Origin of the sequence: Pandoraea sp. XY-2, assembly GCF_004193915.1 — a bacterium.
In the GTDB taxonomy this organism is placed as follows: Bacteria; Pseudomonadota; Gammaproteobacteria; order Burkholderiales; family Burkholderiaceae; genus Pandoraea; species Pandoraea cepalis.
The window spans coordinates 776925-801225 of sequence record NZ_CP030849.1; the positions used below are offsets into that span (position 1 = coordinate 776925).

The 24301-nt window shown below is 63.3% G+C and carries 22 protein-coding genes and 2 pseudogenes; 6 read left to right on the top strand and 18 right to left on the bottom strand.

The window, feature by feature from the left end; genetic code table 11:
- The first annotated feature begins 76 nt into the window (after positions 1-76).
- Both DRB87_RS03530 and DRB87_RS03535 read left to right on the top strand, forming a co-directional pair.
- Complete coding sequence (locus DRB87_RS03530) at positions 77-1339, top strand: ABC transporter permease (RefSeq protein WP_130024893.1); 1263 nt, start codon at positions 77-79, stop codon at positions 1337-1339.
- A gap of 3 nt (positions 1340-1342) precedes the next feature.
- Complete coding sequence (locus tag DRB87_RS03535; protein ID WP_240756164.1) at positions 1343-2230, top strand: ABC transporter permease; 888 nt, start codon at positions 1343-1345, stop codon at positions 2228-2230.
- A gap of 284 nt (positions 2231-2514) precedes the next feature.
- Here the strand turns inward: DRB87_RS03535 and DRB87_RS03540 are convergent, their stop codons facing one another.
- The 4 genes from DRB87_RS03540 to tauA form a co-directional block, all read right to left on the bottom strand.
- Positions 2515-3918 (bottom strand): amino acid permease, encoded by a 1404-nt coding sequence (locus DRB87_RS03540; RefSeq protein WP_130024894.1) that lies wholly within the window; start codon positions 3916-3918, stop codon positions 2515-2517.
- Between the two features lie 243 nt (positions 3919-4161).
- Positions 4162-4977, bottom strand: coding sequence for an ABC transporter permease subunit (locus tag DRB87_RS03545; protein WP_130027702.1), 816 nt, complete (start codon positions 4975-4977; stop codon positions 4162-4164).
- 140 nt (positions 4978-5117) lie between these two features.
- Positions 5118-5942 (bottom strand): taurine ABC transporter ATP-binding protein, encoded by an 825-nt coding sequence (locus DRB87_RS03550; protein ID WP_130024895.1) that lies wholly within the window; start codon positions 5940-5942, stop codon positions 5118-5120.
- Positions 5943-6021: 79 nt separating this feature from the next.
- Positions 6022-7080, bottom strand: a complete 1059-nt coding sequence (gene tauA / locus DRB87_RS03555) for a taurine ABC transporter substrate-binding protein (RefSeq protein ID WP_130024896.1) — start codon at positions 7078-7080, stop codon at positions 6022-6024.
- 297 nt (positions 7081-7377) lie between these two features.
- On the opposite strand from tauA, the gene DRB87_RS03560 reads away from it, so the two are divergent.
- Together DRB87_RS03560 and yddG are read left to right on the top strand one after the other, a co-directional pair.
- Positions 7378-8913 carry a PLP-dependent aminotransferase family protein gene (locus DRB87_RS03560; RefSeq protein WP_130027703.1) on the top strand — a complete coding sequence of 512 codons (1536 nt, stop codon included), beginning with the start codon at positions 7378-7380 and terminating at the stop codon, positions 8911-8913.
- A gap of 83 nt (positions 8914-8996) precedes the next feature.
- The gene (yddG, locus tag DRB87_RS03565) at positions 8997-9929 is read left to right on the top strand and encodes an aromatic amino acid DMT transporter YddG (RefSeq protein WP_130024897.1); all 933 of its coding nucleotides are present in this window, start codon (positions 8997-8999) and stop codon (positions 9927-9929) included.
- Between the two features lie 119 nt (positions 9930-10048).
- On the opposite strand, the gene mdcH is transcribed toward yddG, so the two are convergent.
- The 9 genes and pseudogenes from mdcH to mdcA all read right to left on the bottom strand — a co-directional run bounded on the left by mdcH (position 10049) and on the right by mdcA (position 17563).
- Positions 10049-10987 carry a malonate decarboxylase subunit epsilon gene (mdcH, locus tag DRB87_RS03570; protein ID WP_130024898.1) on the bottom strand — a complete coding sequence of 313 codons (939 nt, stop codon included), beginning with the start codon at positions 10985-10987 and terminating at the stop codon, positions 10049-10051.
- Positions 10984-11643, bottom strand: coding sequence for a malonate decarboxylase holo-ACP synthase (locus tag DRB87_RS03575; RefSeq protein WP_174966536.1), 660 nt, complete (start codon positions 11641-11643; stop codon positions 10984-10986). The genes mdcH and DRB87_RS03575 overlap by 4 nt, the downstream gene beginning before the upstream one ends.
- Positions 11640-12404, bottom strand: coding sequence for a malonate transporter subunit MadM (madM, locus tag DRB87_RS03580; protein ID WP_026132280.1), 765 nt, complete (start codon positions 12402-12404; stop codon positions 11640-11642). Before madM ends, DRB87_RS03575 begins: the two co-directional genes overlap by 4 nt.
- Before the next feature lie 13 nt (positions 12405-12417).
- Positions 12418-12813 carry a malonate transporter subunit MadL gene (madL, locus tag DRB87_RS03585; RefSeq protein WP_017235504.1) on the bottom strand — a complete coding sequence of 132 codons (396 nt, stop codon included), beginning with the start codon at positions 12811-12813 and terminating at the stop codon, positions 12418-12420.
- Positions 12814-12992: 179 nt separating this feature from the next.
- A complete protein-coding gene (gene mdcE / locus DRB87_RS03590) occupies positions 12993-13814 on the bottom strand; it encodes a biotin-independent malonate decarboxylase subunit gamma (protein WP_130024899.1) in 822 nt (273 codons plus the stop codon).
- Entirely contained in the window at positions 13811-14668 is an 858-nt protein-coding gene (locus DRB87_RS03595) for a biotin-independent malonate decarboxylase subunit beta (protein ID WP_130024900.1), read from the bottom strand. Before DRB87_RS03595 ends, mdcE begins: the two co-directional genes overlap by 4 nt.
- A gap of 12 nt (positions 14669-14680) precedes the next feature.
- Positions 14681-14983 carry a malonate decarboxylase subunit delta gene (locus DRB87_RS03600; RefSeq protein ID WP_130024901.1) on the bottom strand — a complete coding sequence of 101 codons (303 nt, stop codon included), beginning with the start codon at positions 14981-14983 and terminating at the stop codon, positions 14681-14683.
- A gap of 11 nt (positions 14984-14994) precedes the next feature.
- On the bottom strand, positions 14995-15903 hold the full coding sequence (locus tag DRB87_RS03605) for a triphosphoribosyl-dephospho-CoA synthase (protein WP_130024902.1): 909 nt from the start codon (positions 15901-15903) through the stop codon (positions 14995-14997).
- Positions 15903-17563 (bottom strand): annotated as a pseudogene (gene mdcA / locus DRB87_RS03610) (malonate decarboxylase subunit alpha). The gene DRB87_RS03605 and the pseudogene mdcA overlap by 1 nt, the downstream one beginning before the upstream one ends.
- A gap of 150 nt (positions 17564-17713) precedes the next feature.
- Here mdcA and DRB87_RS03615 point away from each other — a divergent pair.
- Positions 17714-18616, top strand: a complete 903-nt coding sequence (locus DRB87_RS03615) for a LysR substrate-binding domain-containing protein (protein WP_130024903.1) — start codon at positions 17714-17716, stop codon at positions 18614-18616.
- Between the two features lie 16 nt (positions 18617-18632).
- Here the strand turns inward: DRB87_RS03615 and DRB87_RS03620 are convergent, their stop codons facing one another.
- From DRB87_RS03620 to DRB87_RS23215, 4 genes and pseudogenes are all read right to left on the bottom strand, one after another.
- Positions 18633-19697, bottom strand: coding sequence for an ABC transporter substrate-binding protein (locus DRB87_RS03620; RefSeq protein WP_130024904.1), 1065 nt, complete (start codon positions 19695-19697; stop codon positions 18633-18635).
- Positions 19698-19750: 53 nt separating this feature from the next.
- Positions 19751-20529, bottom strand: a pseudogene (locus DRB87_RS24110) (enoyl-CoA hydratase/isomerase family protein).
- Entirely contained in the window at positions 20522-21988 is a 1467-nt protein-coding gene (locus DRB87_RS03635; RefSeq protein ID WP_206100065.1) for an AMP-binding protein, read from the bottom strand. Before DRB87_RS03635 ends, DRB87_RS24110 begins: the two are co-directional and overlap by 8 nt.
- A complete protein-coding gene (locus DRB87_RS23215; RefSeq protein WP_206100066.1) occupies positions 21964-22149 on the bottom strand; it encodes a hypothetical protein in 186 nt (61 codons plus the stop codon). The genes DRB87_RS03635 and DRB87_RS23215 overlap by 25 nt, the downstream gene beginning before the upstream one ends.
- A 288-nt stretch (positions 22150-22437) precedes the next feature.
- On the opposite strand from DRB87_RS23215, the gene DRB87_RS03640 reads away from it, so the two are divergent.
- The gene (locus tag DRB87_RS03640; protein WP_130024907.1) at positions 22438-23223 is read left to right on the top strand and encodes an IclR family transcriptional regulator; all 786 of its coding nucleotides are present in this window, start codon (positions 22438-22440) and stop codon (positions 23221-23223) included.
- A 168-nt stretch (positions 23224-23391) separates the two neighbouring features.
- Here the strand turns inward: DRB87_RS03640 and DRB87_RS03645 are convergent, their stop codons facing one another.
- Positions 23392-24264: a LysR family transcriptional regulator gene (locus tag DRB87_RS03645; protein WP_130024908.1), complete on the bottom strand. Its 873-nt coding sequence runs from the start codon at positions 24262-24264 to the stop codon at positions 23392-23394.
- Positions 24265-24301: the final 37 nt, after the last annotated feature.

Consider the following 24301-nt stretch of genomic DNA (forward strand, 5'->3'; position numbering starts at 1 on the left):
TCGCGCGGCACCGACGAGCGAACCCGAAACGGTAGTGGAATCGCAAGATTCGACGTCGAGAAAAGAGATCTCCTACATGCAAACCGCAACACTGGCCGTTGCCGAGAACATGCGACTCGTTAAAGACGAGTTGCGTCAGACCCGGAATCGAAAGCGGATCAAGGCGCTGGCTTTGGTTGCGCCGCTGGCGATTTTTCTGCTCCTGATTTTTGTCGTGCCGATTGCGATGCTACTCACTCGCGCGGTCGAGAATCCTGAGGTCGTCGGCGCCTTGCCCACGACGAGCCGCACGCTGCACGACTGGGATCGCAAGCAGTTACCCGGCGACGCCGCGTACGTCGCACTGGTGAGTGATCTGACGGCGCTACAGGACGGCGATAGCCTTGGCGGCCTCGCGCGACGCCTCAACACGGAAGTGCCCGGATTTCACACACTTGTGATGAAGACGGCGCGGGCGTTGCCGTTTACCGATGACGACGGCAAGGCAGTACCGCTCACGCAAGCGCGCGAGCGGCTGGTGAATTTTGATGCGCGATGGGGCGAACTGCCCTATTGGCGGGCGATCGCCAAGAACAGCAGCCGCTACTCTGCGTTCTATGTGCTTGCGGCGCTGGACCATCGGCAGAATGCGTTCGGCGAGGTGGTGCCGGCCGACCCGGACGCGTCGATCTACCTGAACATCTTTGCGCGCACTTTCGGCATCAGCGCCGTGGTGACATGCTTCGCCTTGTTGATCGGCTTTCCGCTTGCCTATTGGATTTCGACGCTGCCGGGGCGGCGCGCGAACTTGATGATGATCCTGGTGTTGATCCCATTCTGGACGTCCATTCTCGTGCGTGTCGCCGCATGGATCGTGTTGCTGCAAGGGCAAGGCTTGGTCAACAAGGTGCTGATGGCGAGCGGCATGACACACGCACCACTCGAACTGCTGTTCAATCGGGTCGGCGTGTACATCTCGATGACCCACATCTTGTTGCCCTTCATGATCTTGCCGCTGTATAGCGTGATGAAATCGATTCCCTCGACGTATCAGCGCGCGGCCGTCTCGCTGGGGAGTCATCCGTTCGCGGCGTTTTGGCGCGTCTATTTACCGCAAACCTATCCGGGCGTTGGCGCTGGCGCGCTGCTGGTGTTCATCCTGTCGATCGGCTACTACATCACGCCAGCGTTGCTGGGCGGACCCAACGACCAGATGATCAGCTACTACGTGGCCTATTTCACGAACGTTTCCATCAATTGGGGCATGGCGTGTGCATTGGGCGGCCTGTTGCTTGCCGCCACGCTCGTGCTGTATGTGGTCTATGGGCGCCTGACGCGCGCGGAATTGGGCATGGGGTGAGCGATGAGTCAACAAGCAATCAATTCTCATAACGCGTTTCAGGAGCCGCCGGCAACCGTGGGTCGTCCATCGCGCTTTCCGCCTTATGTTTCCCTGGTCGAGCGGCTCTGGTACTACCTGCTGCGCGGGGGCAATGCGCTTACGCTGTTGTTCCTCGTGCTGCCGGTTCTGGTGATGGTGCCGCTGTCGTTCTCGGACAGCACCTTCCTCGCGTATCCGATCCCGGCGTACTCGCTGCGCTGGTATCACAACCTGTTCAACTCCGACGAGTGGATGTCGGCGGCTCGCAATAGCTTCATTATTGCGCCGTTGGCCACCTTGCTGGCGACGATACTGGGCACGCTGGCTGCAACGGGGCTGAACCAGGTGCAATTTCGTGGCAAGGCGATCCTGATGGCCGTGCTGATGTCACCGATGATCGTGCCGGTGATCGTGGTCGGCGTCGGCATGTATCTGTGCTTCGCGCCGTTGGGGCTGGCCGGCACTTACCTGGGCATGGTGCTGGCGCACGCCGCGCTGGGCGCACCGTTTGTGGTCACCACGGTGTCGGCCACCTTGCGGGGTTTCAACCAGAATTTGGTACGTGCGAGCCTGTCGCTGGGTGCAGGTCCCCTGGAAACCTTTTTTCGCGTAACGCTGCCGGTGATTGCGCCAGGGGTGATATCGGGGGCGCTGTTCGCCTTCGCGACCTCGTTTGACGATGTGGTCGTGACACTGTTTCTCGCCGGACCGGGGCAGGCGACGCTGCCGCGTCAGATGTTTACCGGGATTCGTGAAAACATCAGCCCGACCATCGCCGCGCTTGCGACCATCCTGATCGTCTTTTCCACTTGTCTGCTACTTGTGCTCGAGTGGCTGCGGGGGCGAGGTGCCAAGCGTAACGCTGCATAAGCGCACGTTGGCCCGTCCGAAGGCATGCCGCATCGTCTCGATGCCAGCGGTAGTCCACGAATGAGGGCGGTGGCAAGCGGCCGTCGGCATTTGAACGTTCGCCCATCGACGTTGATCACCCGAGCATCGAGGCGTGGCGAAAGCGGGGACTTCAGGCAGGCCCCGATGCCTTCTCGGACGGCGAGAAGCGGTGGCGACGACCGGTTGAAGCTGCCATCCCCGATGAACCAAATGAAAGGCCGGCGACAGAATCTCTGCCGCCGGCCTTGTCACACCGACCTATCTCAGATCTCGAAGCTCGGGTCCGGCGAGCGCAGCTTGCGCCAGATCGAGCGCACGGCGAACGCCACGAGCAGGACCGTCAGGCTGGCCACCCCGAGGGCGAGCGGCGTGCGCTGGTCCGGAATGAAGGCCATTGCCCCGACAATCGACAGCATGCCGATAATCGCGACCCAGGTGAGGTACGGGTAGCCCCACATCCGAATCTTGAGCTTGCCCGGCGCCTCGCGCTCCAGCCGCTTGCGCAGTTTCAACTGCGAGAAGGCGATGAGCACGTACACGAAGATCGCCACCGTGCCGTAGGAGTTCACCAGAAAGGCGAACACCGTATCGGGCGACACGTAAGACATCACCACGGCCGCATAGCCGAACAGCGTGCCGATGAGAATGGCGCGAACCGGCACGCCACGCGCATTGAGCTTGGCCAGCGAGCGCGGGGCATCGCCACGGCGCGTGAGCGCGAAGAGCATGCGCGACGAGGCGTACAAACCCGAGTTCAGTGCCGAGAGCACGGCGGTCAGCACCACGGCGTTCATGATGTGCGCCGCTGCCGGAATGTGCATCGCTTCGAGCGCGCTCACATACGGCGTGGCCATGCTGGCGGAGTTCCAGGGCACGAGCATCACCACCAGCAGGATCGAGCCGATGTAGAAGAACAGCACGCGGCCGATGACCGAGTTGGTGGCGCGCGCCACGGCTTGCTGCGGCTCGGCCGCTTCGGCGGCGGCAATCGTCACGATCTCCGCGCCGAAGTAAAAGCCGGTCGCCGCGACCGCACCGGCCATCACTGGGCCAATGCCGTTGGGCATGAAGCCGCCGTGCGAGAGCAGGTGCCCGGTGCTGGCCACCGCGCCCGGCCACAGGCCGAACACGAAGAGCCCGCCGAGAAACAGGAACACGACGATGGCCGCGACCTTGATCGACGCGAACCAGAATTCGAACTCGCCGTAGGACGCCACCGACACCAGATTCGTCAACGTCAGCACGACCAGCAACACGAGACTGATGGCCCACGCGGGGATGCCGGGGAGCCAGAACTGGATCAGGTTGGCACCCGCGACCGCTTCGACCGCGACCACGATCACCCAGAAGTACCAGTACATCCAGCCGGTCAGAAAGCCGGCCAGCTCACCGCCGACCGGCTTGTCGTTCCAGGCGAGCCGCGCGTACTCGTAGAAGGACCCCACCGCGGGCAGCGCACACGCCATCTCGCCGAGCATGCGCATCACGAGCACCACGAGCGCGCCGGTAATCAGGAACGACAGCACGGCCGCCGGGCCGGCGGCATGCACGACTACGCCACTGCCGACGAAAAGGCCCGCACCGATCACGCCACCCAGCGCGATCATGCTCATGTGCCGCTGCTTGAGGCTCGATTGCAGATGCGTGCCCTGTTCACGATTGGCCATGACGACCTCCCGTGATGGGGCGTGCGATGCGCACGGCGCTATCGGAGACGCTGATGGAACAAGGGGAGAGGGAGAACCGGGGGGGAACCGCCAATGCGACAACGCGCCGCTCACGGGCAACACGCCCGACCTGCAATGTCTCGACTACCACACAACCTCCTGAAGACCTTATCCGACGGCAGGTGCGGCGGGGGGAGCCGCCCTGCGTCTTTTGTAATGACCAACGGACCTGCTTACGTCTTGTCAGACCTTGCCTTTCCAGGGCACCAGCACGCGCTCGAGGTAGCGCATGATCAGATCGAAACCGAAGGCGAAAAAGCCGATCACGATGATCCCCATGATCACGATGTCCGACGCGAGGAATTCCGCCGCGTTGAGCACCATGAAACCGAGTCCGCTCGATGCCGCCACCATTTCGGCGGCGACCAGCGTTGTCCAGCCCACGCCGATGCCGATGCGCATGCCGGTGAAGATCTCCGGCAGCGCCGACTTCACGATCACATGCATGACGATCTGGCGCGGCGAAGCGCCCATCGAATAGGCCGCGTGAATCTGCTCCATCGACACCGAGCGCACGCCTGCCCGTGCCGCAATGGCCAGCGGGGCGAAGATGGCCAGGTAAATCAGGAACACTTTCGAGAACTCGCCGATCCCGAACCAGATGATGACGAGCGGCAGGTAGGCCAGCGGCGGCAACGGGCGGTAGAACTCGATCGGCGGATCGAATACACCGCGACCGATGCGCGACACGCCCATCAGAATGCCGACCGGGATGGCGGTCACACAGGCCAGCGCAAAGGCGCCGAAGACGCGATACAGACTCGCGAGCGTGTGTTCCCACAGCGTCGAGCCGGCAAAGCCCTCCGTGGCGACCTGCATGAACTTCTCGATGATGGCGCGCGGTCCGGGCAGGAACAGTGGCTTGATCATGCCCGACGACGTAATGGCGATCCACAGCAGCAACAGCGCAAGCACGGTCACGACGCTGATCGCCAGGCTCGGGCCTTGGCCGGGGGCGCCGAACGACTCACCGGCCTTGACCGGGCGCGGGGCAAACATGCGCGCGAAGAAACCGCGCCGGCGCGGCGTACGGGGCGCTACCGCCGGGCGGCGCGCGCCGGGAACATTGGCGGCAGCGGCGGGCGGCGTGGGGTGAGGGGTGACGGGTTTGGTCATCATGGTGTTCTCTCCTGCGACGATCAGGCTGCGACGGCATTGGCACCGGACGTTGCCGTCTGGCCTGCGCGTTCGTCGCCGTAGATGATGCTGAGCACAGTCTCGCGCATGGCGATGAAATCTGGGCTGGACTTGATGGTGCGCGCGTCACGGCATTCGAGATAGCGCTTGTTGAAGTCGAGTTCGTAGGTGTGCGTGATGCGTCCGGGACGCGGCGACATCACGATCAGGCGGCTGGCGAGGAACAGGGCTTCTTCGACGCTGTGCGTGATGAAGAAGATCATCTTGCCGGTCTCGCGCCACACGTCGAGCAGCAGTTCCTGGATGGTTTCACGCGTGAGCGCGTCGAGTGCGGCCATCGGCTCGTCCATGAGCAGCATCGACGGATTGCAGGTAAGCGCGCGGGCAATGCCGACCCGCTGCTGCATGCCGCCCGAAAGCTGGTAAATCATGTGATTGTGAAAATCCTGCAGCCCAACCAGGGCGAGGTTGCGTGCCGCGATGGCACGTCTTTCGGCTTTCGGCACGCCTTGCAGCTTCAGCCCGAACTCGGTGTTTTCCATCACATTGAGCCACGGCAGCAGCGCGTGCTTCTGGAACACCACGCCGCGATCGGCGCCAGGGCCTTCGATCGGGGCGTCGCCCAGCAGCAATTCGCCGGACGTGGGCGCGATGAAGCCAGCCATCAGACTGAGCAGCGTAGTCTTGCCGCAACCCGAGGCGCCGAGCGCCACTACGAAATCGCCGGGTGCGATGGTCAGATCGACGTGAGCGAGCGCCTGCACCTGCTCGCCGGGACGCCGGCCGGGATAGACGACGCTGACGTCGTTGACGATGAGTTGTTCCATGAAGCCCTTCTCCTGTCGATCGAATGATCGGGGAGGGGTGGTCGCGCCTGAACTTTCGGCGTGACCGCCCCGGTACGGCTTACTTCAGTTTAAGCGCGGCGTCGACATAGCGCGACGTGACATACGGCGTGTAGTCGGCCTTGACGGCATCGATCTTCTGCTGGCCCTTCAGGAACTCGGCCGTGTCCTTGAGGCCCTTGGCGGCGCGGCTGTCCTTGCCACCGCCGAGCCATTCGGCCGATGCCTGCTGTTGCGCTGACGGGAAGGCGTAGAGCGCGAGCGCGCCGGGAACGTCTTCCGGCTTGCCGCCGATCATTTTCACGATGGCTTTGACCTGCGGCGAGGTGGCCGTCCAGGCGGCCTGGTGTTCACGGTACGCCGCGTCGGCGTCGGCGATCACCTTGACGAACTTCGCCATGAAGTCGGCGTTCGCCTCGCCCCATTTGCGGTCGACGGCGATGCCGTCAAACGTCGGCTTACCCTGCTTCGACAGTTCTCCGGAGGTGATCAGCACGTGACCGCTCTTCTTGATCTGCGCGAGCGCCGGATCCCAGACGTAGGCCGCATCGATATCGCCGCGCTCCCACGCCGCGACGATCTGGTTCGGCTGCATGTTGAGCACCTTCACCTCGGTCGGCTTGATGCCCCATTGTTGCAAGGCAAACATGGTGTGGTAGTGCGTGGTCGAGACGAACGGCACCCCGATCTTCTTGCCCTTCAGGTCGGCGGGCGACTTGATGTTCGAGGCGTTGCGCACCACCATTGCCTCGGCCTGGTTGATGTCGTCGAGAATCCAGAACAGTTGCAGGTCCAGCCCTTGCGAGACGGCGGCGGCCATCGGGCTGGAACCGAGCACGCCGATCTTGATGTCGCCCGAGGCGAGGGCCGTGGCAACTTTGGCGCCCGACTCGAACTGACGCCAGTGGATCTTGTAGCCGGTGGCCTTCTCGAACTCGCCGCCGGTAATGGCGACCAGCCACGGATCGACGATTTGCTGGTACGCAATCGTCACCTCTTTTTCCTGCGCCTGCGCCGTCGAGGGCAGCGTAAGCCCGAGCGTCAGCGCCGCGGGGAGCACAGCTGCCGCCAGCGCCGTGGCGGCGAACGCCCGTCGCAGCCGGTTCGGAAGTCCATTCATGGTTCACCTCTAATCGGAGAGTTTTCGGTAGAACACTCGGGTTTGACGCACACGCGGTTAAGAATCGGCGCCAAGTGATTGCATCATTGCCGCCAGCCTTTTTGTTCGTTAGAGCCAGTTGGCCGCATTTGATGATGCCAACTGGTCCAGCAGACCCGAAATCGGCTTGCAAGCCGCATGAATGCTCGAATCCGGCGTGATTTCGCGCGACTGCGGATAAACCCCAACTCGGAATGGATGTCACCGTCACTTGAGTAATAATTGACGTTCTGGAAGCGTGAGTCGAGAGGGGGCGCGATGTCGAGCCGGATTTCCGCAGCGATGTGGAACCAGTTGTTTCAGATGTCGGCGCACGCCGGCATGAGTTTGCAGAGCCAGATTCGCCAGATGTTGGTGTCGGCGATTCTCGACGAGCGGCTGATGCGGGGCGCTGCGGTGCCGTCGTCGCGCGAGTTGGCCGAAGGGCTTGGCGTAGCGCGCAACACGGTGGTGCTCGCCTATCAGCAACTGGTCGACGAGGGCTACCTGATTGCGCGGGAGCGGCGCGGGTACTTCGTCAACGGCGATATTCTGGCGCCCCGCGTCGGGTCACAGGTCACGCCGGCGCGCGATGTGCCGGCGTTGGCCGCTGGCACCATCGCGCCACGGGATCCGGCGACACCGGACTGGGAGGGGCGCTACGTGGTGCGCCCGTCGGGGCAACGCAACATCGTGAAGCCCATCGATTGGCAGAAGTATCAGTACCCCTTTATTTACGGCCAGTTCGATCCGACCATGTTCCCGACGGCGGATTGGCGGGAGTGTTGCCACAAGGCACTCACCGTCATGGAGATCCGCGACTGGGCACCGGACATGATCGCGCGCGACGACGAGACACTGATCCAGCAGATCCGCACGCGCGTGCTGCCGCGACGCGGCGTGTGGGCCGACGCCGACGAGATCGTGCTCACCAATGGTGCGCAACAGGCGCTGTATCTACTGGCGGATTTGCTGGTCGGAGCGCACACGACGGTGGGGATCGAAGACCCGGGCTACCCGGACGCGCGCAACATCTTCGCGATACGCACGCCAAAGCTCGTGGGCTTGCCCGTGGACGAGTCGGGTCTGCCGGTCGACGATCGCTTGTCGCAGTGCGATTATGTGTACGTCACGCCGTCGCACCAGTGCCCCACGACGACCACGATGCCGCTGGCGAATCGCGAGGCGTTGCTGCGTCGGGCGGAAGCCGAAGACTTCGTGGTGATCGAGGACGACTATGAGAGCGAAAACAGCTACTCGGACATCCCGATCCCGGCGCTCAAGAGCCTGGATCGCAGCGACCGTGTGATCTATATCGGGAGCTTGTCCAAGTCGTTCGCCCCTGGACTGCGGCTGGGGTATATCGTGGCACCGGCGGCGTTGGTGGCGGAGTTGCGGGCGTTGCGCCGCTTGATGATTCGCCATCCGTCGGCGTTCATTCAACGCTCGTTTTCGATGTTCCTGGCGCTTGGCCATCACGACGCCTTGCTGCGTCGTCTGGCAGACACCTATGCGAAGCGAGCCGAGGTGCTGAGCGCCGCGCTTGCCGCGCATATGCCGGAGGTGTCGTTCGTGCAGGTGAAGGGCGGGGCGTCGTGCTGGGTGCAAGGGCCGCCGACGCTGAACGCGAACGTGCTGGCGGCGCGGGCGAAGGTGCGCGGCATTCTCATCGAGACGGGCGACATTTTCTTCATGGGCGATACGCCGCCGCTCAACATGTTCCGGCTGGGCTTTTCGTCGATACGGCTCGAGCACATCGAGTCGGGCATCATCGCGCTGGCCGAGGTTCTGCGCGAGACGATGGCGCAGGGGTAGCGTGCGGCCGGCAGTCAGCGCACGGTGCTGGCTTATGATGCGTCGGCAGGCGACATCGTTGAACATGGAGGCAGGCAGGGAGCATGGATAGCAAGTGCAAGAACCGGGCGACGCTCATTGGATTGGCGGCCGTGGTGTTGTGGAGTTCGATCGTCGGGCTGATTCGTGGCGTGAGCGAGAGCTTCGGGCCGACTGGCGGCGCGGCGATGATGTACACCGTGGCCTCGGTGTTCCTGCTGTTCTCCGTCGGCTTCCCACGTCTCAAGACATTCCCGAAGCGATATCTGTATGTGGGAAGCCTGCTGTTCGTGGCCTATGAGCTTTGCCTGTCACTGTCGATCGGCTACGCGAACAGTGCGCAGCAGGCGATCGAAGTCGGCATGGTCAACTATCTCTGGCCGACGTTCACGCTGATCTCCGCCATCGTCTTCAACAAGCAGCGCGCGAATTTCTGGGTGATTCCGGGGTTCTTCCTGTCGATGCTCGGCATCTGCTGGGTACTGGGCGGCGATCATGGCCTCGACGTCGCCGAGATGGCAGCCAACGTGCTTGCCAACCCGCTGAGTTACGGCCTGGCGTTCGCGGGCGCGGTGATCTGGGCGGCGTATTGCACGGTGACGACGCGCTATGCCGAGGGCAAAAACGGCGTGACGTTCTTCTTCATGCTGGTGGCGGCGGCGCTGTGGGCCAAGTATCTGTTGGCGGGCGGTGGACAGATGCAATTGCGTGTGAGTGGCATCGTCTATCTGGTGCTGGCTGCCTGTGCGATGGGCTTTGGCTATGCGGCCTGGAACGTCGGCATTCTGCGCGGCCATGTGACGGTGCTGGCCGGGGCGTCGTATTTCATTCCGGTGTTTTCCGCGGCAATATCGGCGACGTTGCTGCAAGCGCCGCTGTCCTTGGCGTTCTGGCAAGGCGCGGCGATGGTGTGCGGCGGATCGATACTTTGCTGGACGGCGACACGATCGCGACGGCAGGAACGCGTGCCGTCGAAGGCGTTGGATGTGAGGGAGTGATGCGTCGACAACGGCACGTGCCGAGCATTTGGTAACCTACTTTTCGGCGGGGGTAGGCACCTGTCGGAACACGAAGCGTGTGTCCGATGCCCGGTAATGCGGGTGAGCGCGGTCCACAGTCAATCGCGATTTGTACGGCGGTATCGAACGATGCGCGTGACGACGGAACTCACCTTTTCAATGGCGCTATCGATGGCGCAGTCATTTCCGAATATCGGGCGTGTCAACCGGGTCAGCACGCCGCCGGTCGGCATCTCCACGGCGAGCCGCGCCCCGCGCTCATACGCGTGACGCGCGGTGTCATACCAATTCACCTGACGGGCCATGTTCCAGGCGAGATCGTCGGCGATGTCCTCGGGACGAAAAAGCGCGCGCGCCCGGCAGCAACTTATGTAGGTCACCTTTGGCCGCTGGAACCGCACTTTCGCCGTGGCTTGTGCCAAAGTGCTTGCCTGAGCAGTGAGCAACGCGCAATGCGACGGCACGGTCATCGCCAGGCGAGCCACCTGCGACGCACCGGCCTTCGTGGCAAGCGCCTGCACGTGTGTCAGCGCGGCATCGTTGCCCGCCACCACGACCTGAAGTTCCGCATTCAGATTGGCGACGTACGCGGGCGAGTCGTCAGCGTGCACCGCTTGCACGATGTCCGCCACGGCCACGGCGGACAAACCGGTAATCACCGTCATTCCGTAGCCGCTGGGGTAGGCCGTTTCCATCAAATGGCCGCGCAAACGGACGAGCCCCAGCGCATCCCTGAAGTCCAGCACTCCCGCTGCCACCGCTGCCGTCCATGCCCCTATCGAGTGGCCCGCCACAAGATCCGGCGTTGCGCCTTGGGCGGCGAGCGCGCGCGTCATGGCGACGCCTGCGATCAGCAGGCTTAACTGCACGGCCGTTGTTGAGCGAAGCGATTCGGCACTGCATAGCGTCATCGGTTCGATACCGATGGCATCGCGCGCTTCCGCCAGCGTCGATTCAGCCTCGGGCGTGTCGGGCAATGCCCCCAACATGCCAACGCGCTGCGCCCCCTGACCGGGATAGGTGAACAAGACGCTCACATCGTGTCTCCGAAGTCGCCCCACGGGTCTGCAACCAGCTTTGGACCCCGGTCGGTTTTCACCAGCATGCGAGGCGGCGAGCGTAGCCATTCGCGAAGCGAGAAACCGCCGCGTCCGGTATCAATCTGAATGTCGATCCGGCACGTTCTGTCGCGCGCAATCCATGCGAGCGCATCGTATTGCGCGTCGCATGGCGGAAACGGTAACCGGATGAGGACATCGAGATCGCTTTGCGGATGCAGGGCCGGCAAGCCGGTGGCCAGCGCAAAGCCGACGCCGCCCGTGGGGCCCCAATGCAATCCCAGCGCATTGAGGGCCGGGGCGAGGTCACGAAGTGCTCTGAGGCACGGCAGCGGTGTTGTGGGCTCGATCCCGGCGACGCGATCGAGCAGCGCTTCCGGCGTAACGATGCGGCGCACCGATCGGCGCGACACGTGCGCCGCGATGCGCTGGTCGCGGGACGTCCCACGCAACCCGACCGGCACGAGGTCGGGTTGCGCCAGCGGCGCCCTGCGCACGACGGCAGGCGTACCGCTTGCCAGTGCGTCAGCCACCCACCCCGGCACCGCCATCCCCTCCGGGAACGCGACATCGTCACACCAGAGAAGATCGTGGGGCCGTAGCGGTGGCCGTTGCACAGCGCCGACAGATGTCATTGCACAAGGGCCTTCGTCGCAAGAAACAGCACCGACGGTCCGAGCAGACATCCCAAGCCGGTATGGAACGTCGCGACGAGCGCGCCGTAGGGCACGAGTCGGCGATCCGTTGCGGCGAGTCCCGCCGACACACCGCTGACCGTGCCTGCCAGTCCGCCGAACACCATGGCGGCGCGGGGGTTGTCCAGCGCCAGCAGGCGGGCGGCAAACGGCGTGCCGACCATGACGATGATGGCCTTGATGAGCCCAGCGGCAATCGACAGGGCCATCACGTCGGAACTGGCACCGATCGCGGCGCCCGTCACCGGGCCGACGATGTAGGTCACGGCACCTGCGCCGATGGTGGTCATGCTCACGGCGTCGGTGTAGCCGAACGCATGGGCGAGCGACGCCCCAACGATGAAGGGCAGCACCGTGCCGAGCAACAGGGACACAACGCCAATCAGACCGGCCTTGCGGGCTTCCGAGACCTGTACCTCGAACGCGGTGGCAACGATCGCGAAGTCGCGCAGCATCGCGCCGCCCATCAGTCCGATGCCGCTGAACAGCGAGACGTCCGCAAGTCCTTTTTGCCCGCCCGAGGCGGCGCCGCCCCAATAGGCCAACACAAGGCCGATCATGATGGCGATGGCCGAACCGTGTACGCGCCCGAATGTCAGCCGTCGGGACACCCACATGGAAAGTCCCATGATGATGCCCACGAGGGCGAAGGCGGTGACCAATCCGTTGTGGTGCAATATTTTCTCGAACATGGATAGCATGATTGATCCTCTCTCAAGCGTTCTGTGCCGTCTCGGACAACGGCGGTAGCGGCTGCGCGTTGCCCGTTCGGTTGATCAGCGCGATGGCGACGCCGCAGACCAGCACGGCACCCACGGCGGCGAGCAGTGCGACGGGGCCGCCTCGCAAGGCGGTGACAACGTCTTGCTGAGCGGCCATGGCGACCACGACAGGGATATACATCGCGCCCCAGAAAGAAACACCGGCTTCGGTCGCAGCGGGCATGAGGCCGCGCCGATGCAGATAGAGCCGAGCGAAGATCAATAGCAGCATGGCAATACCGACGCCGCCGACATTGGCTTTCACGCCAATGGCCTGGCCGAGCAAGTCGCCTAGGAAGATGCCGGCGAGATGGCAGATCGCGAGAAGGGTCGTACCGTAAATAATCACTTGCTGTCTCCTGGTTGAAGCAATGACGAACTGTCTTTTCTGGTGTTATGGCAAGCGTCGAGTCGTCGGATTTAAGGGTGGAACGGGAATCGGATATTCGGGCCGGCAATCGCTCTCCAGGCGCGCGGCGGTGAGTCTCGCGGATGGCTCGGCGCTCTCGCCGGGCGGTCGGGAGCGAACTACCAAAGTGCCTTGAGTCGTTCGCGTACCGTCGATGAGGCCTGTCGGGAAGGCGCGCCGAGTCGGCTGGAAAGACCGCGCGACGGATCTCTCTGGATGTCCGCGAGCGCTTGCGCCAGCACGCGCCGCGCTTCACCGACGTCTTCCGGCTCGGGCTGTTGGGCGGAACCGACCTTCAGCAGGCGCCACAGCAGCCCAAGCGACGCAAAGTTGGCGATGTCGTACGCCATCGGGGGAATGGTTTCGGCCAGCGCTTCGAGTTCGTCGACCGAACGCTGCGTAATGCGCGCAGCGGCCTCTTTCCCCATGGCGTGAACCATCACGCCCGCGTCGTCGAGCGCGACCAGACGATTCGCCTGATAACCATGCGCGAGAAACGCGCCGGACATCGCTCGCCCGACGATGAGCCCGATCACCGGGTGTCCGGCCACACGCGCCGCGGCATAGGCATCGGCCGCCGCCGCAAGCGCGAGATGAATGCCATAGGCTTCTTCGCGGCGTCCGTAAGCCTGGCTCGCCACGTCGACGATGGCGACGATGGCGGCTTTGCTCCCGCGGTCCCGGTCGCGTGCGATCACGTCTCGCACGGCGCGCGCCAGTTGCCATCCTTCGATCAATCCGACTTCGCCGTGTCGTGCGCGGGGAAAGCGATTGTTCTCGTCCGGAACCACGGCGATGTAGCGAGCGGGGGATTCCGCGAGCGACGCATCCACAACCTGCAACGTGTCGCCGTAGTCATGGGTGACGGTGCGGTGCGCAGCGTCGCACGTCAAAGCGTGCATCCATACGGCACCTCGTGAGGAACGTTCGGAAAGGCTCATGAGGGGTCTCCTGTGCGGGCGGCGGCGTAAAGCGCGCGCACGTCTTCGGGCGAAGGCTGATTCGTCACATCGACGTGCATCAACCGCTCAAGGTAGTACTCGATTTGTTCGCTGCGCTGCGGCGTGGGCGCATGGGCGCGCAGCCACGCGAGCACCTGCGCGCGAATCGCCGCGGTGTCGTCGTCGAGGCAGGCGTCGACAAGGCCCGTCGCCTTGCGTTGTTCCCCGCCCGTCAGTCCCCAGATGAACGGCCGATCGCGCGAGTCGTATTCCTCGACACCGGCCTCTTGCTCGATGACGGACGGTCCATTCAGTCCAAGCCTTGCTTCCCGCGTGACCAGCAGATAGCTGCACAGGCCGGCGGCGATGCTCATGCCGCCAAAGCAGCCGACCACCCCGGCGGAGATACCGATGACGGGCCCGAACGTTCTGAGTTCATGGATGGCCGCGTGGATTTCCGCGATGGCGGCGAGGCCGAGATTGGCTTCCTGCAGACGCACGCCGCCCGTCTCGAAGACGATGACCGCGCGTGTCGGTATGCCTTGCCGGTTGTCTTCGACGGCAAGCTCAAGGGCCCCGGCGATTTTCGCGCCGGAGACTTCTCCCATGCTTCCGCCCTGGAAGGCGCCCTCGATGGCGAGGACGACTGCCGGTTGCGAATCGAGCGTGCCACGGGCGACGACCACACCGTCGTCCGCTTGCGCAACGATGCCTTGCCGGGGCAGCCAGGGCGAGGACAATCGTTCGAACGGATCCAGAAGCTCGCGGAACGTGCCGGGGTCGAGCAGGGCGAGGGCGCGACGGCGCGCGTCGCGTTCGATGAAGCTGTCTCGTTGTATCGGAATATTGGTCATCTCGATGTGCCCTTACTGGGGAGATTCGAGGGCTTCGCGCGCTTGCTCGAGGCGAAGGCGAACGACAGCCGGGGTAGCGCCGAAATCGTTGATTTCCACGTTCAGCGCGGGCCAGGCGTGCGATGCGAAGATGCGCTCGAGCTGCGCTTGCCAGATCGCGGACAGGCCATTGACGGAGGTCGTGAGTTCGACGTGGATCTGCCCCGTCTCGCCCGGAGACAGCAGGACTTCCAGGTCGCCCGACCCGACGACACCGACGCAGGCTCGGCCCGCACTGGGTGCGCCGCCGGAGAAATGAAATTGAAGCGTTTCCATGGACGGACTTCCTATAGACTCAGAAACGATGATTTGTTAAGCCGCGAAGACGACCCCTCTGCGCATAGCCGGTCGAGGAACAGGGCGGCGGCCAGCATGTCGGCGGCTCCGCCCGGCGAGATGTGTCGGGCCAGCATGTCGGACTCGAGTTTTCGAAATTTGCGTCGGCCGTCCGGTGTCGACAGGCCGCTCGCCGCGCGAACAGCGCTCGCTCCGGTCTGCATCGCGTGCAGGGCGTCGGGCCCGCCGCGCGCGAGCACGCAGGTGTCGTCGAGCGTGGCCATCACGGCGAGCAGGGCATCGATGCGGGCATGGTCCTCGCGCATGCCTGCCGCGCGGGCTCGCCTGAGTGCGGGCAGCGCGACTTTCGTCACGTGAGGAAAGCCCGCCCATGCCTGACCTCGCGCACCGCCCACGCCATAGTCGAGGCAGGCGCGTTCCCCCTTGTGTCCGGTGGCGCACGGCGCGAAGCGGTCGGGCAGGCGCGCGAGCGTTGCGGCGCGACGCGCAACGGCATTGGCGCTCAGTGCGTTGGGCGCTTGCGCCGCGGCCGTGATCAGGAGGCCCAGCGCCCAGATGGCGCCGCGGTGAGTGTTCACGCCTGCGGTCGCCGCCAGCATTGCGGCTTCCCCCAAGCGTCCGAGACGGCCGATCTGTTCGCGCAGGCGCATTGGGTTTTCGATCAGTACACCCGCTTTGGCCATGGCCTCGAACGTCGGCCGCAACACATTGGCGGACTGCACCATCAAGCTCCACGTGAGGTCGTGATGCGCGCCGCATCCTCGAACGTCGACGAGGCCGGGCTTGGGCGAGAGCGTCACTTCGTCGATCAGCGCGGACTCGACGAGCGTGGCGAGTTTCGTTGCGATCGCGATCGGCTGGGCCGGCGACTCGATCCGTCGAATGAGGGTCTTGTCCATTACCAGCTCCGAAAGCGCGCGGGCGGGTCGTAGAGTCCCCCGACCATTCCACCAGCTCGCCGATGCTCTTGGCGGCGAGCAACTCGCGGCTCGCGTCCGTGCGACGAATGCCAAGATCCTCCGGCAAGGCGATGAGGCCGTCGCTGCGCATCTTGGCCGTATTGGCCGGGTCGTGCTTCAGTCCGATCGCGGTGACGCCGGCCACTGCCGAGATCATGGCGCGCCGCTCTTCCAGCGAGCGTGCCTTGTAGAGGTAGGCAATGCCATCTTCAGTGAGCAGGTGGGTCACGTCGTCGCCGTAGATCATCACCGGGGCGAGCGGCATGCCGCATTGTTTGGCGACAGCAACGGCGTCCAGCGTTTCGACGAACGTGGGCTTGCCGCCTTCCTGGAACGTCTCCACCATCTGAACGACCAGCTTCTTGCCGCGCTCCAGCAGCGTGTCGGGCTGCGTCATGTCGAGCCAGGCCGGCGTGGCGTGACGGCGCCCGCGCGGATCGTGCCCCATGTTCGGTGCGCCACCGAAGCCGGCCAACCGACCACGTGTCACCGTGGACGAGTGTCCGTCGCCGTCGACTTGCAGCGTGGCACCGATAAACAGATCGACCGCGTACTGACCGGCCAGTTGGCAGAGCATCCGATTGGAGCGAAGCGACCCGTCGCGACCGGTGAAGAAAACGTCGGGACGCGCAGCCACATAGCGCTCCATGCCGAGTTCGGTGCCGAAGCAATGCACGCTTTCGACCCATCCCGATTCGATGGCGGGGATCAGGGTCGGGTGGGGATTGAGCGTCCAGTTCCGGCAGATCTTGCCTTTCAGTCCGAGGCGCTCGCCGTAGGTCGGCAGAATGAGTTCGATGGCTGCGGTGTTGAAGCCGATGCCGTGGTTGAGCGACTGAACGTTGTGACGCTCGTAGATGCCGCGAATGGCCATCATCGCCATCAGAACGTGCACGGGTTTGACCAGTCGGGGATCGCGCGTGAACAGCGGCTCGATGAAGAACGGCTTGTCGGCCACGACGACGAAATCGACCCACGACGCCGGAATGTCGACGCGGGGCAGGTCGGTCACGTCGTCGACGAGCTCGTTGACCTGAACGATCACGATGCCGTCGGAGAACGCCGTGGGTTCCACGAGCGCCGGTGTGTCTTCGGTGCTGGGGCCGGTGTAGATGTTGCCGGCGCGGTCGGCCTTGAAGCCGGCGACCAGCGCAACGTTCGGAATCAGGTCTACCACGAGCCGTGCATAAAGCTCGATGTAGGTATGGATCGCACCGACCTCCAGCTGCCCGTCGGCAAGCAACTGACTGATGCGCAGGCTCTGCGGTCCGGCGAAAGAAAAGTCGAGCTTTCTGGCGATGCCCACTTCAAAGAGGTCAAGGTGTTCGGCGCGACCAACGCTGGGCATGATCATGTGCAGGTCATGCACGATGTCCGGATCAACTTTCACCAGCGAGCGCGAAAGGAAGTCTGCCTGCTTCTGATTGTTGCCTTCGAGCACCACGCGGTCGCCCGGTGCGATCAGCGCTTGCAGGGCCGCCACGATGTCGCCGGTCTCGATCACCTTGCCGTGGGCGATCCTGTGGGCGGCCGCGAGGCGGCGCGCCTTTTCGTCGCGCCGGCGGCGCCATTTCGCCGGGATTGTGGGCATCTCTTGCATGTCGGAGGCTCCAGCCATTGAGTCGTCAGTAGCCTCTAACCTATGCGTCAAAACCCGTCGTTTCAATCAACTTAGGTGTCGGTTCATTAGCTTTAGGGTAATAATTGGGCGGTTCGAAGCAAACGTAGCGAAACGAAGTGAGGCGCGAGCATGGCAATTGACGACGGCATCACCCTGAAGAAGCTGGAAGTGTTTCAGGCGTTCATGGCGCTGGGGAATATGGCCCGGGTATCGGAAGTGCTAGGGCAGAGCACGGTGAGCGTGCACCGTGCGCTCCACTCGCTGGAGGCCGGGCTCCGGTGTCCGCTCTTCAAGAAGGACGGTCGAAAGCTGATTCCGTTGGCGACGGCGTACGTGTTCTCCGAGCATGCGGCACGCATGTTGAGCGAGTGCGAGACCGGTGTGCAGCGCACGCGCGAGGCGGCCGGATTCACGTCGACGCGACTCAAGATCGGCGGGCTGTATTCGATGACGGTCGGGACGATTCCGCGATTGCTGGTCGGGTTGAAAATGCGCCGGCCTGCTTTGGATATCGATCTTACGCTGGGGTCCAATCGCGATCTGATGTCCAAGCTGGACGACGGTCTGTTGGACGCGATCGTCATTGCCCTCGGCGCACCGCCGAAGAGTCCGGACCTATTGGTCGTCCCCATGTTCGAGGACGACATTCTCTTCGCGGCGCCGCAGGGCTCGCCGTATGCGAAAGAGACGGCCATCGACCTCAGGGCCGTGCGTCATGAGAAGTTCGTGTCGCTCGGCGACGAATTCGCGACGTATCACGATTTCAAATCGGCCTTCGATCTCGCGGGATTCGCGCCGAACATTGCGATGCAGGTGGGCGATATCTTTTCGCTGATCAATCTCGTGAGCGGCGGCATCGGGTACGCGCTGCTGCCGCGACGCGTTGCGGATTTCAGTCCGAAGGTGCAGTTGATTCCGCTCGCGGAACGCTATGCGCGCAGCCAAAATATTGTGTTGGTGCTTCCGAAAAACCGCGAGCGCGATCCGAATCTGCTCGCCCTGAGCGCGGAGTGCCGCATGCTCAGGGCGTAGGCGTTGCATCGTGTGATCAGGCAATCAACCAGTTGTTGAAGCGCTCGGTGACGGCCCTGCGGTTCTTGTCCCACCACGCCGCGTTTTGATTGACCGCGAGTTTGACGTTGTCAGGCGCGGTCGGCAGCAGGGCCGCACGTGCCGGGTCGATGAACTTGAAGGCATCGCGGTTCGTCGGGCCGGTGGCCACGTATTGGGGCATGACAGATTGGCGAACCGGGTCGGCACAGAACCTGACAAAGGCCTTTGCCAATTCGGCGCGCGGCGAGCCTTTCGGAATCCCCCAACCTTCGATCGCGTAAGTGGCATCGTTCCAGACGATGGCGACCGGAGCGCCACTGTCGATGGACGCCTGTGCGCGTGACGTCCAGGTGATGATCTGGTCCACGTCGCCGTTTTGCAGGAGTTGAGAGGCCTGTGCGCCGGTGCTCCACCAGACCGCGACATGGGGCTTGATCTTGTCGAGGCTGCGAAAGGCGCGGTCGACGTCGAGCGGGTAGAGCTTGTCGCGCGGTACGCCGTCGGCCATCAAGGCCTGTTCGAGCGAGTCGACCGGGCTTCTGCGCAGGGATCGCCGGCCGGGGAAACGGGCCACGTCCCACATATCGCGAAGACTTGCCGGACCCTTGGCGCCGTACTTGTCCTTGCGATATGCGAGAACGGTGCCATACACGTTGACGCCGAGCCAATCGGGGCGCACCGCGTCGGGCAGCAAGCCGGGAAATTGCTTGCTGTCCAGTCCAATCGGTTCGAGAAAGCCTTGTTCTTCGAGGGGCAGCACATCGACCGACAGTGTGAGTGTCGTGACGTCCCACATGAAGTTCTTTGTCTTGACCATCGCGGAGAACTGCGCCAGCGGTTGCGAGTCTCGTGCAATGTTGATGACTTGAATGCCGGTGGCTTTCTCGAAGGGATCGTAGAAAGCCTTGCGATAGGCGAGGGCATATGGCCCCCCGGGGTCGCTGACGACGATGCGTTTGTCACTTTGCGCCCGCGCCATTGGCGAGAGCGCGCCGGTCGCGACAAGTCCGCCGATCGACTTGATAATGGCGCGGCGCTTAACACTGTGGATGCTGCTCATGTTGACTCTCCCAGGCGTGAGGCGGTGGATAGGGACAAAGGGGCACCGTTGGGTCAGCGTCCCGTGAATCGAGGCGTGGATTTGTCGCGGAACGATCGCACGGCTTCGCGATAGTCCTCGGAGTTTTCAATTGTGGCGATCTGCGCGTCCACGGCGGCGCGTACGTCGCCGAGCGTATCCGTGCTGATGGCGTTGAGTTGCCTCTTGCTTCCGCGCAACGACAGCGGGGCCTTGTCGAGCATGGGGCCTGCAAACACGAGTGCTGCCTCGACGACGTCCCCGTCGGTCATGAGATCGAAGAAGCCGGCATGCGTCGCCCGCTGGGCATGGACGAATTCGGCTGTGTACAACCAGCGCCGTGCGGCCGACAGGCCAACAAGGTGCACGAGACGCTGAACATGCGCCGTGGGATATACAAGACTCAGCTTGGCCGCAGGAATCGATACGCGCGCCGACGTATGGGCGATTCGGAAATCGCAGCACATCGCAAGACTGACCGCGCCGCCGACGCAGGCCCCCGTATCGCTGCGAGCACCGGGAAGGGGACATCGAGCAGCGCGGTATAGGCTGCCTCGATGGCATTGCGGTGCTGCTGCGCGTCGCTCGGGGAGGATTTCGAGGCGTTGTAGGCAACGATGTCGTCGCCGGCGCAGAAGTGTTCTCCCGTGCCGGTCAGGATCGCGGCTCGCGTTTCGTCGCGTTGCGCGAGTTCATTGAGGACATCGGCAATGCCTTGCCACACCGCGCGATTGCAGGCGTTGCGTTTTTCAGGGCGATTGATGCGCACGGTGGTGACACCGGGGCAGATCGCTTCGACGATCAGCTCAGGCATGGCGGCCTCTGTCGCGAGCACTGGTGCGCGTTTTTGCCAGCGTGTAGCCGGACAATTCAAGATCCCATACCCCGTCGACCGAGCGCGCGAGATCGTTCTTGCGGATGCGTTGCGTCGGGGTCTTGGGGAATTCGTCGATAAAACTGACGTAGCGCGGAATCTGGAAATATGGCATTCGTGATTCGCACCATTGGATCAAGTCGAGCGGGGCCACGGCGTGCCCTGCCCGGAGTCGCACGAACAACTTCAGCTCGTCCTCACCCAAGGCGGATGGCACGCCGACGAGTGCGGTTTCTTCGATGGCGGGATGTTCTGCGAAAACACGCTCGACCTCCCACGCAGCGATGTTGATGCCGCGACGACGGACCATATCCTTGCGCCGACCCGCGAAGTACAGGTAGCCGTGTGCATCCTGGCGCGCGAGATCACCGGTCAGAAACCACTCGCCACGTCGAGCCGACGATTCTGCGTCGACATTGCGGAAGTAGCCGAGAAAGCCCAGTCCGGGGACGCGTCCCCGCACGGTGATCTCGCCGATCTCGCCCGGCGCCACCGGGTGCCCGCTCTCGTCGGTGAGCGCGACGTCGAAATAGGTGAGGGGCTTGCCGATCGAACCCGCGGGTCCATCGGGATTCACCGTAACGAAGGTGGTCAGTTCCGACAGGCCGTAACCCTCTCGCATCTCGACACCGAAGCGTTGCGCAAACGACGTCCAGAGTTCCGCGGGGCAACCGCCGCCCCAGGCGACACGCACGCCGTGCTGCCGGTCATCGCTTCGCGGTGGCTGGTTGAGCAACATTGGCAGGACGCTGCCCAGATAGTGGATGTGCGTGACGCCGTAACGCCGCGTGTCGTCCCAGAAACGCGACGCGCTGAAGCGCTCCACCATCGCGAGTTGCGTGCCGCCGAGCAGCGCGGAAATCGCAACCGCAACCCCGGCGCCATGGTGCAACGCCTCCCAGAGCAGGAACGTGTCGCCCGGTTGCGCGCCCGTCAGTCGCAGGATAGCCATCGCGCCGGCGCGAAGTGTGCGATCCGATTTGAGAACACCCTTGGGGGCGCCCGTGGTGCCGGAGCTTGGCGTGAGGGCAAGGATGTCGTCGGCGACCACGACGGAATGCTTGGGGTCGCTGCGCTTGTCCGTGTCCGCATCGGTATCCGTATTCGTGCGGTTCGCGAATACCTCATCGCGCCAGAGCATCTGTTCGACCTTGTCGATGTCGTGCCCGAGAGCTTCGGCATATTGGCGGTCAGCCAACAAGGCCTTGGGCGCCAGATGGTCGAACAGATGAGAGAGGGACGCACCGACGAGGTGGACATTGACGGGCACACGTACCAGCCCCAGCTTGGTCAGCGCGAAGATCGCCACGAGATGATCGGGGTGGCTCGGCAGCATGAGCGCGACCCGGTCGCCATGACGCAGCCCTTGCGCGCTCAGGATATCGGCCAGGCGATCCACGCGTCGCGCCAACTCCCCAGCGTCATGACATCGTCGTTGAATCGGCAATACACCGCGTCGGGTGTTGTCTCGGCACGGCGGGCGAGGGTGGCCGCGATGGTTTCATCCGGCACCGAAGCGATGTCGACGTGCGTGTGCAAGACGGGTGTGGGCTGGCTCATGGGGCGGTGATAGGAACGATGTCGCGAGTGAATGAACGTGAATGTCGACATCGCTTGTGTTTGACGTCGGAATTCGTATAATTGGGATGTAATTACTAAAATTGCATCCCAATTTCACTAAATCCTAGTCGCGAGAATATTCATCGCAAAGGTGTGGTTTACCCGTGGCTGCACTTGGGCGCGTGTAAGCGTGTGTGAGTGCGTATGAGCGCGACGCGTCTCGCCAGTGGGGGAGACGGCCGTGCCGCCCGATGAAAGTTCTCTCGTTCGTGTCGAGGAGGCGCGATCTTGACCTTGCCCCTGTCTGAAGAAGCCGAGCTGGACGAGCGTCTTTACGTTGCCTCGGTCGCCAAGGCGATGCGTGTGATGGAGACGTTCGATCAGTCGAGCCAGCAACTGTCGATTGCCGATATCACCGAGATGAGCGGTCTTGGGCGAAGCGCAACGCAACGCTTCGTCTACACGTTGCACCGCCTCGGCTATTTGCGACGCGATCCCGCGTCGAAGCTCTATTCCGTTTCCGCCAAGGTGTTCCGGTTCGTGCACAGCATGATCGGCGCGAACGCCGCGCTTGAGCGTAGCTATCCATTGCTGTCGCAATTGGCGAAAGACACACGCGAGACGGTTTCGTGGGTGGAACTGGACGGCGACGAGATCGTGGTGATCGGCAATGTGCCGAGCGTGCATCTGGCGTCGATCACGTTGTCGGTGGGCAGCCGCTTTGCGGCGCTCTCGTCGTCATCCGGTCAGGTGTTGCTGTGCCAACGCAGCGAAGCGGAGGTGCGGTCCCTCATCGCGCACATGCCCGACGCCGCGCGTGAGCGATTCGCGGGTAAGCGTGACGACGATATCGTTGCGATGCTGGCGAAGGTAGCCAGCGCGGGATATTCATTGACGGCGAAGAGCTTCGATGAAGACAGCCTGTCGATCTCTGCACCTGTTTTCGATTTTTCGGGTCGCGCCATCGCCGCGATCAATCTCTCGACGCTGGCATCGCGTTATTCGGAGAAGGCGGCGCTTGCGGAACTTGTGCCGCTTGTTGTTGCAGCAGCGAAGGGGGCCTCGGCGGGGTGACCGGCTGACTTCGAGCGGACGCTGTTGTCTGCTTGCGACCCTGAACTGCCCTTCGCCGGTGACGGCGCGATGTCCGGTGTATGGCCCAAAGCGGTCGCCGCACACCGGTATGTGCTATCGCCGCTGGGGCGCCTCGTTCAGCATAAGCGTAGCCCGAACATCCACTTTCTAACTGCTTGCCGTAAAAGCAGCATTTTCCGTAACGATCTTCAGCAGAAAATCCATGACTGCCCGCACTTGTGGTGACCGCCGCAGATCCCGATGCACCGCCATCCAGATATCACGCGCGAACCGTTGACCGTCGTATGGGACGCGTTGCAGGTTCGGATCGAGGTCCGCTAGGAAACACGGTAGACCAGCCACGCCAGCACCCGCTCGCGCCGCAGCGACGTGACCAGTGATATCGCTGATTTCGCAGGCTACGGGTCTCCCATCTGCGACGCTCATTAGCCACTTTTGTTGGGGCATGTCAGCGAATCCAGCGTCGTAGACGATGAACTCCCAGGCGGAAGGATCATGCAGGTGCGGGTAGTCCTTGCTCGCGTACAGATCGAACGACATACGCCCCAGCTTGCGCACCACACTGGTCGCTTCCTCAGGCCGAACCAGTCGCAGGGCAATATCCGCTTCGCGCCGACTGAGCGAAACCTGTCGCGCCTCGCCAGAAACGGACAATTGCACACCTGGATGCGCAAGCCGGAAGTCTCTCAGGTGCTTCACCAGAAAACTTGCCACGAGCACTGGCGGCGCGCTCAGCGTAACTTTGCCGCTCAGCGGGGAAAGGCTGGCGTCCAGGAATCTCTGGATCGCGTAAGCATTCTCTTCCATGCCCTGTGCCAGTTCGAAAACACGCTGCCCAGCCGACGTAAGTTTGCAGGCCCTGGGAAGCCGTTCGACCAGCCGGGTCTTGACTTCGTCCTCAAGCGCGCTCAAGCGACGGCTTACGGTCGCGTGGTCGACCTTCAGTTTGCGTGCGGCTCCCGACAACGTGCCAATGCGAGCCACGGCGAGGAAATGGCGGATATTTTCCCAATCGAACATCTGTGCATTTTCTCAAGGAGAGTGTGCGGTTACATGG

What these genes read in the sequence shown, in the direction of transcription:
- DRB87_RS03540 (WP_130024894.1), bottom strand. Translation starts at nt 3,918, where the DNA reads ATGGCCAATCGTGAACAGGGCACGCATCTGCAATCGAGCCTCAAGCAG.
- yddG (WP_130024897.1), top strand. Translation starts at nt 8,997, where the DNA reads ATGGATAGCAAGTGCAAGAACCGGGCGACGCTCATTGGATTGGCGGCC.
- DRB87_RS03620 (WP_130024904.1), bottom strand. Translation starts at nt 19,697, where the DNA reads ATGAGCAGCATCCACAGTGTTAAGCGCCGCGCCATTATCAAGTCGATC.
- madM (WP_026132280.1), bottom strand. Translation starts at nt 12,404, where the DNA reads ATGCTATCCATGTTCGAGAAAATATTGCACCACAACGGATTGGTCACC.
- DRB87_RS03550 (WP_130024895.1), bottom strand. Translation starts at nt 5,942, where the DNA reads ATGGAACAACTCATCGTCAACGACGTCAGCGTCGTCTATCCCGGCCGG.
- DRB87_RS03645 (WP_130024908.1), bottom strand. Translation starts at nt 24,264, where the DNA reads ATGTTCGATTGGGAAAATATCCGCCATTTCCTCGCCGTGGCTCGCATT.
- DRB87_RS03595 (WP_130024900.1), bottom strand. Translation starts at nt 14,668, where the DNA reads ATGACCAATATTCCGATACAACGAGACAGCTTCATCGAACGCGACGCG.
- DRB87_RS03575 (WP_174966536.1), bottom strand. Translation starts at nt 11,643, where the DNA reads ATGACATCTGTCGGCGCTGTGCAACGGCCACCGCTACGGCCCCACGAT.
- DRB87_RS03600 (WP_130024901.1), bottom strand. Translation starts at nt 14,983, where the DNA reads ATGGAAACGCTTCAATTTCATTTCTCCGGCGGCGCACCCAGTGCGGGC.
- DRB87_RS03535 (WP_240756164.1), top strand. Translation starts at nt 1,343, where the DNA reads ATGAGTCAACAAGCAATCAATTCTCATAACGCGTTTCAGGAGCCGCCG.
- tauA (WP_130024896.1), bottom strand. Translation starts at nt 7,080, where the DNA reads ATGAATGGACTTCCGAACCGGCTGCGACGGGCGTTCGCCGCCACGGCG.
- DRB87_RS03605 (WP_130024902.1), bottom strand. Translation starts at nt 15,903, where the DNA reads ATGGACAAGACCCTCATTCGACGGATCGAGTCGCCGGCCCAGCCGATC.
- mdcE (WP_130024899.1), bottom strand. Translation starts at nt 13,814, where the DNA reads ATGAGCCTTTCCGAACGTTCCTCACGAGGTGCCGTATGGATGCACGCT.
- DRB87_RS03530 (WP_130024893.1), top strand. Translation starts at nt 77, where the DNA reads ATGCAAACCGCAACACTGGCCGTTGCCGAGAACATGCGACTCGTTAAA.
- DRB87_RS23215 (WP_206100066.1), bottom strand. Translation starts at nt 22,149, where the DNA reads ATGAGCCAGCCCACACCCGTCTTGCACACGCACGTCGACATCGCTTCG.
- DRB87_RS03615 (WP_130024903.1), top strand. Translation starts at nt 17,714, where the DNA reads ATGGCAATTGACGACGGCATCACCCTGAAGAAGCTGGAAGTGTTTCAG.
- DRB87_RS03560 (WP_130027703.1), top strand. Translation starts at nt 7,378, where the DNA reads ATGTCGAGCCGGATTTCCGCAGCGATGTGGAACCAGTTGTTTCAGATG.
- DRB87_RS03545 (WP_130027702.1), bottom strand. Translation starts at nt 4,977, where the DNA reads ATGTTTGCCCCGCGCCCGGTCAAGGCCGGTGAGTCGTTCGGCGCCCCC.